This is a genomic window from Micromonospora sp. M61 (assembly GCF_018070245.1).
Taxonomy (GTDB): Bacteria; Actinomycetota; Actinomycetes; order Mycobacteriales; family Micromonosporaceae; genus Micromonospora; species Micromonospora zamorensis.
The window spans coordinates 81,785-95,523 of the sequence record NZ_JAGPYA010000018.1; the positions used below are offsets into that span (position 1 = coordinate 81,785).

At 72.1% G+C, this 13,739-nt stretch carries 13 protein-coding genes; 9 read left to right on the forward strand and 4 right to left on the reverse strand.

The annotated features are described in order from the left end of the window. Nucleotides 1–4: 4 nt before the first annotated feature. Both KBX34_RS13090 and KBX34_RS34030 read right to left on the reverse strand, forming a co-directional pair. Nucleotides 5–667: a response regulator transcription factor gene (locus KBX34_RS13090; protein ID WP_210794326.1), complete on the reverse strand. Its 663-nt coding sequence runs from the start codon at nucleotides 665–667 to the stop codon at nucleotides 5–7. Beyond that, nucleotides 664–1,893 carry a sensor histidine kinase gene (locus KBX34_RS34030; RefSeq protein ID WP_210925137.1) on the reverse strand — a complete coding sequence of 410 codons (1,230 nt, stop codon included), beginning with the start codon at nucleotides 1,891–1,893 and terminating at the stop codon, nucleotides 664–666. The genes KBX34_RS13090 and KBX34_RS34030 overlap by 4 nt, the downstream gene beginning before the upstream one ends. A 154-nt stretch (nucleotides 1,894–2,047) precedes the next feature. Here KBX34_RS34030 and fabG point away from each other — a divergent pair, with 154 nt between their 5' ends. From fabG to KBX34_RS13115, 4 genes are all read left to right on the forward strand, one after another. Continuing rightward, a complete protein-coding gene (gene fabG, locus KBX34_RS13100) occupies nucleotides 2,048–2,803 on the forward strand; it encodes a 3-oxoacyl-ACP reductase FabG (RefSeq protein ID WP_088949180.1) in 756 nt (251 codons plus the stop codon). 36 nt (nucleotides 2,804–2,839) lie between these two features. After that, nucleotides 2,840–3,607, forward strand: coding sequence for an enoyl-ACP reductase FabI (fabI, locus tag KBX34_RS13105; RefSeq protein WP_210925138.1), 768 nt, complete (start codon nucleotides 2,840–2,842; stop codon nucleotides 3,605–3,607). Between the two features lie 112 nt (nucleotides 3,608–3,719). Then, nucleotides 3,720–4,748, forward strand: a complete 1,029-nt coding sequence (locus KBX34_RS13110; protein ID WP_210794325.1) for a ferrochelatase — start codon at nucleotides 3,720–3,722, stop codon at nucleotides 4,746–4,748. A 15-nt stretch (nucleotides 4,749–4,763) separates the two neighbouring features. Then, the gene (locus KBX34_RS13115) at nucleotides 4,764–5,543 is read left to right on the forward strand and encodes an HAD-IIA family hydrolase (protein ID WP_088949177.1); all 780 of its coding nucleotides are present in this window, start codon (nucleotides 4,764–4,766) and stop codon (nucleotides 5,541–5,543) included. A 31-nt stretch (nucleotides 5,544–5,574) separates the two neighbouring features. On the opposite strand, the gene KBX34_RS13120 is transcribed toward KBX34_RS13115, so the two are convergent. After that, entirely contained in the window at nucleotides 5,575–6,369 is a 795-nt protein-coding gene (locus KBX34_RS13120) for a hypothetical protein (protein ID WP_210925139.1), read from the reverse strand. Between the two features lie 217 nt (nucleotides 6,370–6,586). Between KBX34_RS13120 and KBX34_RS13125 the strand changes: the two genes are divergently transcribed. Further along, complete coding sequence (locus KBX34_RS13125) at nucleotides 6,587–7,399, forward strand: DUF3097 domain-containing protein (protein ID WP_210925140.1); 813 nt, start codon at nucleotides 6,587–6,589, stop codon at nucleotides 7,397–7,399. Nucleotides 7,400–7,421: 22 nt separating this feature from the next. Here KBX34_RS13125 and KBX34_RS13130 read toward each other — a convergent pair whose 3' ends face one another. Further along, entirely contained in the window at nucleotides 7,422–8,723 is a 1,302-nt protein-coding gene (locus KBX34_RS13130; protein ID WP_210925141.1) for a serine hydrolase, read from the reverse strand. 131 nt (nucleotides 8,724–8,854) lie between these two features. On the opposite strand from KBX34_RS13130, the gene KBX34_RS13135 reads away from it, so the two are divergent. From KBX34_RS13135 to KBX34_RS13150, 4 genes are all read left to right on the forward strand, one after another. Beyond that, nucleotides 8,855–9,328, forward strand: a complete 474-nt coding sequence (locus KBX34_RS13135; RefSeq protein ID WP_088949171.1) for an NfeD family protein — start codon at nucleotides 8,855–8,857, stop codon at nucleotides 9,326–9,328. 5 nt (nucleotides 9,329–9,333) lie between these two features. Further along, a complete protein-coding gene (locus KBX34_RS13140; protein WP_210925142.1) occupies nucleotides 9,334–10,440 on the forward strand; it encodes an SPFH domain-containing protein in 1,107 nt (368 codons plus the stop codon). Nucleotides 10,441–10,573: 133 nt separating this feature from the next. Continuing rightward, nucleotides 10,574–11,341, forward strand: a complete 768-nt coding sequence (locus KBX34_RS13145) for a hypothetical protein (RefSeq protein WP_088949169.1) — start codon at nucleotides 10,574–10,576, stop codon at nucleotides 11,339–11,341. A 196-nt stretch (nucleotides 11,342–11,537) separates the two neighbouring features. Then, the gene (locus KBX34_RS13150; protein WP_247671757.1) at nucleotides 11,538–13,736 is read left to right on the forward strand and encodes a transglycosylase domain-containing protein; all 2,199 of its coding nucleotides are present in this window, start codon (nucleotides 11,538–11,540) and stop codon (nucleotides 13,734–13,736) included. The last annotated feature ends 3 nt before the right edge of the window (nucleotides 13,737–13,739 follow it).

Sequence of the window (13,739 nt, forward strand, 5' to 3'; positions counted from 1 at the left end):
GGGGCTACTCGCCGGCGGCCACCAGACCCGTCTCGTACGCCAGCACCACGGCCTGGGCCCGGTCGCGCAGCCCCAGCTTGGCCAGGATCCGCCCGATGTGCGTCTTCACTGTCTGCTCGGCCACCACCAGGTCACCGGCGATCTCCGCGTTGTTGCGACCCCGGGCGATCAACCGCAGCACCTCGGTCTCCCGTGGGGTGAGCCCGGCCAGGTCGGTGGGGCGCGGACGGTGGCGGTCCGGGCGGGCCGCGAACTCGGCGATCAGCCGGCGGGTCACCGCGGGGGCGAGCAGCGCGTCCCCGGCCGCCACGACCCGCACCGCCTGCACCAGATCGGCCGCCGGCGCGTCCTTGAGCAGGAAGCCGCTGGCCCCGGCGCGCAGCGCCTCGTACACGTAGTCGTCCAGGTCGAAGGTGGTGAGGATGAGCACCCGGGGCCGCTGCGCCGAACGGTCACCGAGCAGCTTGCGGGTGGCCTCCAGCCCGTCCATGACCGGCATCCGCACGTCCATCAGCACCACGTCCGGGTCGAGCCGGCGGGCGGCCGCCACGGCCTGCGCGCCGTCGGCGGCGTCACCCACCACCAGCAGGTCCGGTTGGGCGGCGAGCAGCGCGCCGAAGCCCTGCCGGACCATCGCCTGGTCGTCGGCGATCAGCACCTTGATCACGCGTCCCCGCCCTCCCCGTCGTACGGCAGTTCGGCTGCCACCGCGTAACCCCCGTCGGGCAGCGGCCCGGCGGTGAACGTACCGCCCAGCGAGGTGGCCCGCTCCCGCATGCCGGTCAGCCCGTGCCCGGGGCTGCCGTCGGCGGTCGGTCGGACGTCGGCCGGGGAGTTCTCGACGCGTACCTCCAGACCGGAGCGACCGGCGCGGACGGTGACCCGCACCGCGGCGCCGCTTGCGTGCCGGGCCGCGTTGGCGAGACCTTCCTGCACGATGCGGTACGCGGCCAACCCGACCGGCGCGGGCACCTGCCCTTCGTCCACCGGCCCGGCGTCCAGGGTCACCGGCAGCCCGGCCCGGCGTGCCGCGTCCACCATGGCGTCCAGGTCGGCCAGGTCCGGCTGCGGCGCGGTCTGCGGCCCGGACGACTCGCTGCGCAACACCCCCAGCAACCGTCGCATGTCGGTCAGCGCGTCGCGGGCCGAGGCGGCGATGGCGACGAACTCCGCGGCGGCCGGCGCGGGCACGTCCGTGAGCCGGTACGGGGCGGTCTCCGCCTGCACCGCGATCAGCGACATGTGGTGGGCCACCACGTCGTGCATCTCCCGGGCGATCCGGGTGCGTTCCTCCAGCACCGCGCGGCGCTCCTGCTCCCGCTCGCTCTGCTCGGTCTGCGCGGCCAGGGCGTGCCGGGACAACCGGTTGCGTCGGATCAGGTCGCCGACGATCGCCAGCGCGCCGAGCAGGAGCAGGACGGGCACCCGGTTGTCCGGGTCGACCAGGCCGAGCACCGGCACCGTGCTGATCGCCACCACCCAGACCAGCACCGGCCGGTCGACCCGTGCGACGACCACCGCAAGCACCGCGATCGACCCGAGCGCCAGCGGCGGGGTCCACGGCCAGGCCTGGTCGGCCGGCGCGTTGAACGTGCATATCGACAGGGCCAGCACGGTCAGTCGCCAGGCCAGCAGCGGACGCCGAGGCAACGCCAGCAGCGGCGCCACGGTCATCGCCGCGAACAGCAGGGCGATCGGCGTCGACAGGCCCCACTCGCTCTCCACCGTCAGCGTGATCAGGAAGAGACCGAGCACGGCGAGCAACCCGACCGGGGTGGCGTACCGGTCCAGCCCGGGCCAGCGGGCCAGCAGCCGTCGGCCGGGCGGGACGTCGCGGCCCAGCACTGTGTGCCGCAGGGCCCGCAGGGCCACGGCGATCGGTTGCCGGTTCACCACCGGAAGGCTACGGTTCGGCTGCCTCCAGGGCGTGCCACCAGGGGTTGATCCCGGTGTCGTACCCCGGTGTGACGCGACTCCCGTTAGCGCTTACCTGCCGGTAACGCCTAGGCTCCGACGCGTCCGTGCTGACCATTCGCAAGGGGGAACAGTGGCCCGTACCGTGCTGGTGACCGGCGGCAACCGGGGAATCGGCCTGGCCATCGCGCAGGCCTTCGCCAAGCAGGGCGACCGGGTGGCGGTCACCCACCGGGGTGGGGGAGTGCCCGGCGCCGGCGGAGCCGAGCCGGGGTTTGGCGCAGGCGGAGCCGGCCAGCATGGCAGCCTGTTCGCCGTCCGCGCCGACGTCACCGACGCCGCCTCCATCGACGCCGCGTTCACCGCCGTCGAGGCCGAGCTGGGCCCGGTCGAGGTGCTGGTCGCCAACGCCGGCATGACCGCCGACACGCTGCTGCTGCGGATGACCGAGGAGCAGTTCACCGACGTGGTGGACACCAACCTCACCGGCGCGTTCCGGGTCGCCAAGCGGGCCTCCGGCAAGATGCTCCGCGCCAAGTGGGGCCGCATGATCTTCATCTCCTCGGTGGTCGGCCTCGCCGGCGGCGCCGGGCAGGTCAACTACGCCGCCAGCAAGGCCGGTCTGGTCGGCGTGGCCCGCTCGATCACCCGGGAGCTGGGCAGCCGCAACATCACCGCGAACGTGGTGGCGCCCGGCTTCATCGACACCGACATGACCGCGGGTCTGTCCGACGACCGCAAGGCGGAGATCCGCAAGTCGATCCCGGCCGGCCGGATGGCCAGCCCGGACGAGGTCGCCGGGGTGGTCACCTGGCTGGCCTCCGACAGCGCCGGGTACGTCTCCGGCGCCGTCATCCCGGTCGACGGCGGCCTCGGCATGGGCCACTGATCAGCGCTCCTCGACAACGTACGGAGGAAACACTGCATGTCCGGACTGCTCGCCGGTAAGCGGCTGCTCGTCACCGGTGTCATCACCGACGCCTCGATCGCCTTCTCGGTGGCGAAGCTCGCCCAGGAGAACGGCGCGCAGGTCGTGCTCACCGGCTACGGCCGGCTTTCCCTGGTCGAGCGGATCGCCAAGCGGCTGCCCGAGCCCGCCCCGGTCATCGAGGTGGACGTCACCAACACCGAGCACCTGGCCGGCCTCGCCGACCGGGTACGCGAGCACGTCGACGGCCTCGACGGTGTGGTGCACTCGATCGGCTTCGCCCCGCAGAGCTGCCTCGGCGGCGGCTTCCTCGACGCTCCGTGGGAGGACGTGGCGACCGCCCTGCACGTCTCCACCTTCTCGTACAAGTCGCTGGCCATGGCCGCGCTGCCGCTGATGTCGCCCGGCGGCGCGGTGGTCGGTCTGACCTTCGACGCGACGAAGGCGTGGCCGGTCTACGACTGGATGGGCGTGGCCAAGGCCGGCCTGGAGTCGGCGTCGCGCTACCTGGCCATGCACCTGGGCAAGCAGGGCATCCGCAGCAACCTGGTCGCCGCCGGGCCGCTGCGGACCATCGCCGCCAAGTCGATCCCCGGCTTCGACCAGTTCGAGGACGCCTGGGCCGACCGGGCCCCGCTGGGCTGGAGCCTCACCGACCAGGAGCCCGCCGCCAAGGCCTGCCTGGCGCTGCTCTCCGACTGGTTCCCGGCCACCACGGGCGAGATCGTCCACGTCGACGGCGGATACCACGCCATCGGCTCCTGACGGTCCCTGACGCTTCTCCCCGGCGACGCTCCCGACAGCCGTTCGCGTGATCTGCGCGGCCGGACCAGGGGGCGTCGCCGGGCGGTCCAGGCCGAGGGGTGAGAATGACCCCATGTCCTACGACGCGGTGGTGCTGGTGTCCTTCGGTGGGCCGGAGCGGCCCGAGGACGTGATGCCGTTCCTGCAGAACGTGACCCGCGGCCGAGGCGTGCCGCCCGAGCGGCTGGCCGAGGTCGCCGAGCACTACCAGCACTTCGGTGGGGTGTCCCCGATCAACCAGCAGTGTCGTGACCTGCTGGCCGCCGTCCGCGCCGACTTCGCCGCGCACGGTCTCGACCTGCCCGTCTACTGGGGCAACCGCAACTGGGACCCGATGCTCGCCGACACGGTGACCCAGATGCGCGACGACGGGGTCACCCGGGCGCTGGCCTTCGTCACCAGCGCGTACGGCGGCTACTCGTCCTGCCGGCAGTACCAGGAGGACATCGCCGCCGCCCGGGCCGCTGTCGGCGCGGACGCGCCGGTGATCGAGAAACTGCGCCAGTTCTGGGACCACCCCGGCTTCGTCGAGCCGCACACCGACGCGGTCCGGGCGGCCGTGGGCCAGCTCGACCCGGCGAAGCGGGACACCACCCGGCTGGTCTTCACCGCCCACTCCATCCCCAGTTCGATGGCTGCCAACGCCGGCCCGCACGGCGGCCGGTACGAGGCGCAGCTGCGCGAGACCGCCCGCCTTGTCGCCGCTGCCGCCGCGCCCGAGCTGGAGTACGACCTGGTCTGGCAGAGCCGCTCCGGCCCCCCGCAGGTGCCGTGGCTGGAACCGGACATCAACGACCACCTGGCCACCCTCGCCCAGAGCGGCACCACCAGCGTGGTGGTCAGCCCGATCGGGTTCGTCTCCGATCACCTGGAGGTCGTGTGGGACCTGGACACCGAGGCACTGGAGACGGCCAAGCAGCTCGGCCTGGACTTCGTCCGGGCCGACACCCCCGGCACCGACCCGCGTTTCGTGACCATGGTGCGTGAGCTGGTCACCGAGCGGACGGACCCGGACGGTGCGCAGCTGCGCCGCCGCCTGGGCGAGCTGCCGATGTGGGACACCTGCGCCACCGTCTGTTGCGTGCCGACCCGCCGCCCCTGACCTCTGAGGATCATCATGCATGACCGCAAGCCCGTGCAGAGTTGGCTGACCGACATGGACGGCGTGCTGGTGCACGAGGGCCAGCCGGTGCCCGGCGCACCGGAGTTCATCAACCGGCTGCGCACCTCCGGCAAGCCGTTCCTGGTGCTGACCAACAACTCGATCTACACCCCGCGCGACCTGACGGCCCGGCTGAGCCGGATGGGACTGGACGTGCCGGAAGAGTCGATCTGGTCGTCGGCGCTGGCCACCGGGCAGTTCCTCGCCGACCAGCGGCCGGGGGGCACCGCGTACGTCATCGGTGAGGCCGGGCTGACCACGGCGCTGCACGCGGTCGGCTACGTGCTCACCGACTTCGCCCCCGACTACGTGGTGCTCGGCGAGACCCGCACCTACAGCTTCGAGGCGATCACCAAGGCCGTCCGACTGATCAACGACGGAGCCCGGTTCATCTGCACCAACCCCGACGTGACCGGTCCTTCCGTGGAGGGCGCCCTGCCCGCCGCCGGCTCGGTCGCCGCCATGATCTCCAAGGCGACGGGGGTGGAGCCGTACTTCGTCGGCAAGCCGAACCCGATGATGATGCGCTCGGCGCTCAACACGATCAACGCACACTCGGAGAGCACCGCGATGATCGGTGACCGGATGGACACCGACATCCTGTGCGGCCTGGAGGCCGGGCTGGAGACCATCCTGGTGCTCACCGGCATCAGCAGCCGCACTGAGGCGGAGCGCTACCCGTACCGCCCGTCCCGGATCATCAACTCGGTCGCGGACCTGCTCGACGAGGTCTGACCAAACCCCAACCGGTGTTGCGAGGCTCCGGTCAGGGGCGCAGGGGGGCGTTGCAGGCGGCCACCAGCGCCTGCCGGCAGGCCGCGGTCAACGGGCGAAGAGCCGCGTCCCGTTGCTGCGCCTCGTAGTTGTTGATCGCCCCGCCCGGGGCGGCGTGCCCGGCCAGCGCGAGCACCCGGTCGAGCACCGCGGCCCGGGCGAAGAGCCGCCGGGCCCGCGGGTCGAAGCCCGGTGGCAGGTCGGTGGCGCCGTCGGGCCGGCGCAGCGCGGCCAGCGCACCGGCCAGCTCGGGCCGCCACTGGGCCACGTCGAGGCGGGTCAGCGCGGCGGTCGTCTCGGCCAGCGCGGCGGCCAGCTCGGCCTCCGCCTCGGCGGCGCCGGGCAATGAGAGTGACGCGGCGGGCGCGTTGGCCGGCAGCGGGTAGACCCGCCACAGCACCGTCTCGAAGCAGTCCCCGGAGCCGGAGGTGTGCGAGCGGACCTCCGGGATCAACCCGAGCCCGCCGGCCACCACCGCCTCACCCGTGACCAGCGCCGCGCCGGCGAAGTCACCGGGGCCGGGCAGCCCTCGGGGGTCGCCCGGCGCGGGCAGCACCAGGCGGATCTCGTCCGGTGAGAGCTTGGCCAGAGTGGGAAGCGCGGCGCTCAGCGGGACGTCGGTCCAGGTGCCCGGGGCGTCCGCAACGAGATGTTCCTCGTTGCCGGCGATGGCGTCGGCGACCTCGTCGTACGGCACCAGCCCGGCGCGCCACGCGCGCACCCAGGCAACGAACCGGCTCGACCGGCGCGGCGCGACTGTGGCCGCGCCCGTTGCGGGGGTGGACATGCCGAAAGGGTACGTGGTCACGACCGGCTCTGTCTCGGCTGCCGCTCCCGCCGCCCGGCCTGCCTCCCTCCTCCGCGTCGATCAAGGAGTTGTGGTGGGCGGTAGCTGGTGATTGGAACCGTTTTGTCAGGCACCACAACTCCATGATCGGCGAGGGCTGGGTTGGGCGGTGTGTCGGACGGGTGCGGGCGGGGGTTCGGGGTTTAGCGTGATCGACATGGCGGGGCGATACGGCGAGGACGTGTTGGCGGGGGACTGGCGGCGGCGGAAGGTCACCCCCGAGGTGGACGCCGAAACGGATCTCGTGGTCGAGGACGCCGACTCCGGGTTCTGCGGAGCGGTGGTGGGCTTCGAGGCCGGCGCGGTCGTGCTGGAGGACCGGCATGGCCGACGGCGCAACTTCCCGCTGCTGCCGGCGGCGTTCCTGCTCGACGGCCGCCCGGTGACGCTGCGCCGCCCCACCCGCGCGCCGGTGCCGGCGGCCCGTCGACGCACCGCGTCCGGTTCGGTGGCGGTGGACAACGTCCGCGCGCAGGTGGCCAAGGCGAGCCGGATCTGGGTGGAGGGCATCCACGACGCCGCGCTGGTCGAACGGATCTGGGGCGACGACCTGCGGATCGAGGGTGTCGTCGTGGAGCCGCTGGACGGCATCGACGCCCTCGACGCCGACGTACGCGACTTCGGCCCCGGCCCGACCCGACGACTCGGCGTGCTCGTCGACCACCTCGTGCCGGGCAGCAAGGAGAGCCGGATCGTGGCCCGGGTGAACTCGCCCTACGTGCTGGTGACCGGCCACCCGTACGTGGACGTCTGGCAGGCGGTCAAACCGGCGGCGTTGGGTATCGCGGCGTGGCCGGTCGTGCCGCCGGGGCGGCCGTGGAAGGAGGGGGTCTGCGCGGCCCTCGGCGTGGCCGAGCCGGCGGACATGTGGCGGCACATCCTGTCCCGGGTGAACAGCTTCGCCGACGTGGAGACCCCCCTGATCAACGCCATGGAACGCCTCATCGACTTCGTCACCGAAGCCCCCTGAGCCGGCTGACCCGTCCGGTGGGTCAGGGAATCTCGTCGGGGCTGCGCGTGAAGACGAACGTGGCGATGTCGACGGCCACCGCCCGCCCGCTGTCGTCGCGCCGCACCGTGAGGATCTCGCCGTTCTCCGGGCCGGAGCGTCCCCGCCAGCGGTCCGTTCCCTCGGCGGTGAACCGGCTCACCCGCTCACCGCGGACGTGGGCCACCAGGTCACCCGCGTCCCAGCTCAGGTCCAGCGAGGTGCCCATCCACCACCAGCGGCCGGTCAGCTCGGTCAACTCGGCACCAGCCGTGGCGGTGGCCGGCCGCCACGGCTGCGGGAACGCCGGCTCGGCGTCCAGCACTGTGGTCAGCATTCGGCGGCCGAGCCCGGTGATCGGGAAGCCGTACGAGTTGGCGAAGCCGACCACGGCGGTACGGGTCGGCCGGTGCACCACGAGGGCGGCCACGTACCCGGGCATCGAGCCGCCGTGCCCGACGTACACGCGCTCGCCGTCCCGGTAGAGCTCCAGCCCCAGGCCGTGCCCGCCGGTCCAGGAGTCGAGATCGCTGATCACCACGGGCGCGCACATCTCGGTGAGCGTCCCGGCAGCCAGCACCGACGGGTCGGGGTCGGCGAGGAAGGCGGCCCAGCGGCCGAGGTCCTCGATCGTCGACCAGAGCTGCCCGGCGGGGGCCATCGCGCCGGTGTCGGTGCGGGGCTCTTCCCGCAGCGTGCCGTGCCAGGGGTGTACGACGTAGCCGCGGGCGTACGGCTCGGTGGCCGCGTACGTGGTGCGGCGCATTCCGAGCGGGCCGAGCAGCCGGTCGTTGAGCAGGTCGGCCCAGGGCGTTCCGGTGAGCCGTTCGAGCACCCCGCCGAGCAGCGCGTACGCCAGGTTGGAGTAGTGGTACGCGGTGTGCGGCGGATAGGCGATCTTGTCGGCGGTCAGGCCGGCGAGCAGCGTGGCCAGGTCGGTGCCCGCTGCCCGTTCCCACCATTCGCCCTCAGGTTCGCGTTGCATGCCGCTCGCGTGCCCGAGCAGCTGACGCAGGGTGAGCGAGCCGACAACGGTGCCCGGCAGGTGCTTCTCCAACTCGTCGTCGACGCTGAGCCGGCCGGCGTCGCGCAGCTGCATGATCAGGGACGCGGTCATCGTCTTGCTGATCGAGCCGACCCGGTACTGCAGGTTGGCGTCCGGGCGGGGGTGCTCGCCTGCGGCGGCCAGGTGGACGAGCGCGCCGTCACGGACCACGCCCAGCACCAGTGACGGGGTGCGACCGTCGATCTGCGCCTGGGTGACCTGGGTGTCGATCTGTCGGCCGGTCGCGGGCAGCAGGGTCAAGGGAATCTCTCCTCGATCGGTGGCTCGGAGCGGACCCTAGCCGGGGGTGTTTCGGCCGGCCAGTCCATTTCGGCGAGCCTGCTGATCATGAGAGGTGGGCTGTTCGTGCATTCGCGTGTCACGATCAGGGGGTGGACGCGGTGGTGTGGATCGTATTAGGTGTGGTGCTGGCGGTCGCCGAGATCTTCACGACGACGCTCTTTCTCATCATGTTCGGGGCCGGGGCGTTCGCCGCCGCCGGTGCCGCCGCCCTGGGTGCGCCGGTTGCGGTGCAGGCGCTGGTCTTCGCTGTGGTGTCGGCGTTGAGCGTGGTGGTGGTCCGGCCGGTCATCCGGCGGCACAGCCGTTCCGCGCTCGACAGCGGCGAGCAGCCGTTCGGCGTGGAGGCGATCGAGGGCTCCACGGCGCTGGTGCTGGAACGGGTCGACGCTGAGCACGGCCTCGTCAAGATCGACGGCGAGCTGTGGACCGCCCGCTCATATGACACGACGCAATTTTACGAACCTGGTCAACGGGTTCGAGTGATCAAGGTTCGGGGCGCGACCGCCCTGGTCTGGCAGGACGACGTTTCTTCCGCCGGCGAGCTGCCGGAAGCGAGAGGGTGAACTGAATGACCATAATCGGGGTGCTGGTGATCGCGGTGGCGCTGATCGCCGTGATAACGCTGGCGAAGGCGGTGCGGATCGTGCCGCAGCAGCGCCAGGACGTGGTGGAACGGCTCGGCAAGTACAAGCGCACCCTCAGCCCCGGCCTCAACCTGCTGGTGCCGTTCGTCGACGCGGTGCGCACCAAGGTCGACATGCGCGAGCAGGTGGTCAGCTTCCCGCCGCAGCCGGTGATCACCTCGGACAACCTGGTGGTCTCGATCGACACCGTTCTCTACTTCAAGGTGGTCGACTCGGTCCGGGCGACCTACGAGATCTCCAGCTTCCTCCAGGCCATCGAGCAGCTGACCGTCACCACGCTGCGTAACGTGATCGGCTCGCTGGACCTGGAGCGCGCGCTGACCAGCCGGGACGAGATCAACCGGCACCTCTCCGGCGTGCTGGACGAGACCACCGGCCGCTGGGGCATCAAGGTGACCCGGGTCGAGATCAAGGCGATCGAGCCGCCGGCCAGCATCCGCGACTCCATGGAGAAGCAGATGCGCGCTGAGCGTGACCGTCGCGCGGCGATCCTCACCGCCGAGGGCCACAAGCAGTCGGTGATCCTCACCGCCGAGGGTGACAAGCAGTCGGCGGTCCTGCGGGCCGACGGTGACCGGCAGGCCCAGATCCTGAAGGCCGAGGGTCAGGCGAAGGCGATCCGGACGGTCTTCGACGCGATCCACCAGGCGAACCCGAGCCAGAAGGTGCTCGCCTACCAGTACCTGCAGGCCCTGCCGCAGATCGCCCAGGGCAGCGCCAACAAGGTCTGGATCGTCCCGGCCGAGCTGACCAAGGCCCTGGAGGGCATGGGTGGCGCGCTCGGCGGGCTGAGCCAGATGGTGGGGGACCTGCCCGCACCGGAGGCGGCCGAACACGCGAGCCAGGTCCAGCGCGAGGCCGCGGAGGCGGCGCAGGCCGCTGCGGACGCCGCCCAGCAGATCCACGACGAGGTACGCGTCGCCGAGGCGCAGGCCACCGGCGGCAACAAGCCGCAGGGGCTGCCCGCCCCGGAGCCGGGGTCCCCGGCCAGCCTGACCGAGGACCCGGCCGACCAGCGGGAACGCGGCTGATCACGGCCTTAATACGAGAAAGTCTCATGGGGCGCTCCGACGCCTGCCACGATCGGTCCTAGGACGGGTGGTGACCAGGCAATCGGGGCGCCCCGGCGCGTCTCGCACCGCTCGTGGACGAGCGAGGTGACGCATGAAGGATCCGGCGAATCGGATGTGGTCCTCGGCCCCGGTGCCCGGCGCGCACGACCCGGTCGCCCCGCTGGGCTCCAGGCGCAGCGGAGGCGGGTTCGGCGTACTGCCGTTCGTGGGCGAGCCCAGCCCGGGCGCCCCGGCCACGAACGCCACCTGGGCCTGGTCGATACGTCGGTTCGCGCGGGCCGCGGTGTGGCTGCTGCCCGCGTACGCCATCCTCTACGGCGCGGTGGCGATGGCCAGTGACGGAGGGGTGGGCAACGACCCCTATCCGGCCGACGGCCAGGCCGTGTACCTGATCGGTTGGGTGGCCGCGGTCTGGCTCGGCCTGCTCGCGCTGCTGGCCCTCACCGGTCTGCTGGCCGCGACCCGCAGCCGCCGGGTGGCCGCCGCTGGGCTGCTGGTCAGCATCGCCGGCACCGTGCTGATGCTGCCGTTCGCCGGGCTCGCCGAGCAGACGCCGGTCTTCGGCACCACCGCGCGGTCGCTGGTCCTGCTCGGCGCGACGTTCTACAGCGTCGGCTGGTTCCTCACCGGATGGGCGGTGGCCCGCTCGGGCACCTTCAGCCTCGGCGACGGCGTCATGTTGATCATCGCCGCGCCGCTGCTCGGCCTCGGTGGCGCCCTGATCGGTTCGCTGCAGACGTTCGGCGCGATCTTCGTGCTGATCGCCGGCATCGGCATCGGCTACCGCTCCGGCCGCCTGATGCCCCGTGAAACCGCGAGAGATGCCGCCAGCGCCAGCCTGAGCACTCCAAACCCCTAACGCACCCAGCGGGCCCTCGGCCCTCGCCCAGCTGCGGTGATCAAGAGGTTTGCGTCAGAAATGGTGCCTCGGCTGACGCAAACCTCTTGATCACCGGGCAGAGGGGTGGGGGTTGGCTGGTTGGGGGGCGTGAAGTTGGTGACAATCGCGGGGTGGGGGTGGTCGGTTGGCGGCTTTCGTGGCAATCCTGGGGAGCATGGCCGCCCCCCGCTCGCCGCTGTCGCGGCTGTTCACCGTGCTGCTCGCCGGCGTGTTGGCCGGGCTTGTCCTGGCAGTCGCCGCGCTGCCCGGCAACCTGCTGCTCGGGCTCGGCGCCCGCGCCGCGCTCGGGTCGTACGCCGCGTTGCCCGCCTCGCTGAAGACCCCCGCCACGCCGCAGCGCTCGTACCTGTACGCCAACGACGGCAAGACGCTGATCACCACGTTCTACGACGTGAACCGCACCGACGTGCCGTTGTCGGAGATCGCCCCGGTGATGCGGCAGGCGATCGTGGCGGCCGAGGACCGGCGCTTCTACGACCACGGCGGCGCGGACCTGCGCGGCCTCGCCCGGGCACTGGTGGCCAACGTCAAGGGCGGCGGCACCGAGCAGGGCGGCTCGACGCTGACCATGCAGTACGTCCGTAACGTCCTCAAGACCGACCCCACCCGCACCGCCGAGGAGCGCGCCGCCGCCACCGACCCCACCTTCGGGCGCAAGATCCAGGAGATCCGGTACGCGAGTGCGCTGGACAAGAGCCTCGGCAAGGACGAGATCCTCGACCGGTACCTGAACATCGCCTACTTCGGCTCCGGCGCGTACGGGATCGCGGCGGCCAGCCAGCGTTACTTCGGCAAACCGCCGGCGCAGTTGACCCTCGCCGAGTCGGCCCTGCTCGCCGGCCTGGTGCAGTCCCCGGACGCGTACAGCCCGATCAGCGGCGACAAGGCCGAGGCGCTGGCCCGCCGGTCGTACGTGCTGGACTCGATGGTCGCCACCAACGCGATCACCGCCGCGCAGGCCGCCCAGGCCAAGGCCGAGCCGCTGACCCTGCACCCCACCGCCCAGCCCAACGGCTGCACGGCGGTCTCCCAGGGCCACGACGACTGGGGCTACTTCTGCGACTACCTGCGGCAGTGGTGGCTGACCCAGCCGGCGTTCGGCGCCACCGTCGCGGAGCGCGAGCAGGCCCTGCGGTCGGGGGGCTACACCGTGGTCACCTCGCTGGACCCGAAGATCCAGGCCACCGCGCAGCAGCAGGCCACCAAGGTCTACGGATACGACAACAAGCGCGCCCTGCCGATCGCGGCGGTCCAGCCGGGCACCGGGCAGGTGCTGGCGATGGCGGTCAACCGGCACTACAGCCTGGCCGACAACCCGGCCGGGCAGGCGAACCACCCGAACACCGTCAACCCGTTGATCTCCGGCGGCGCCAGCGTCGACGGGTACCAGGCGGGCTCGACGTTCAAGCTGTTCACCATGCTCGCCGCGCTGGAGTCGGGCCGTACCCTCTCCACCGGCTTCGACGCGCCCGCCAAGCTGCCCACCCGGTACGCGGCCGAGGGGCCGGGCAGCTGTGAGGGCCGCTGGTGCCCGGCGAACGCCAACCCGGACTGGATGGACGGGTACCGGATGATGTGGGACGGCTTCGGCCGCTCGGTGAACACCTACTTCGTGTGGTTGGCCGAGCAGGTCGGCCAGGACAAGGTGGTCGAGATGGCGCAGCGCCTCGGCATCACCTTCCGGGCCGACACGGACGCCGCCTTCGCCAAGGACAACGCCGCGAACTGGGGGTCGTTCACCCTCGGCGTCGCCGCCACCACCCCGCTGGACCTGGCCAACGCGTACGCCACGGTGGCCGCCGAGGGCACCTACTGCACACCGGTGCCGGTGGTCTCGGTGACCGACGCGGACGGTGCGAAGGTGCCGGTCGGTCAGCCGTCCTGCAAGCGGGTCATCGACGTCGACGTCGCCCGTGCCGCGACCGATGCCGCTCGCTGCCCGGTGGGCCAGCAGTCGGCGTTCGGGCAGTGCAACGGCGGCACCGCGACCGGTGTGAACGACATCCTCGACGGCCGGCCGGTGGCCGGTAAGACGGGCAGCTCGGAGCAGAACTCGACCGAGACGTTCGTCGGTTTCACCCCGCAGGTCGCGGTGGCCGGCATCGCCGCCAACCCGGACGACCCGGCCGACTCGGTGGGCTCCGCGGTGCAGAGCAAGGTGATCGACGCGGTCGCCCGGGTCATCGCCACCGCTGTGAAGGGCCAGCCGGAGAAGGCGTTCGCCGCACCCAGCCGCGAGTTGGCCGGCGACGCGCGCCGCCCCGTGCAGCGCCCCGTGGTCCCGGAGCGTCAGCAGCAGCCGACCCAGGACCCCCGCTCGGCCCTGCAACGCTGGCTCGATCGTCGCGGCTGACGG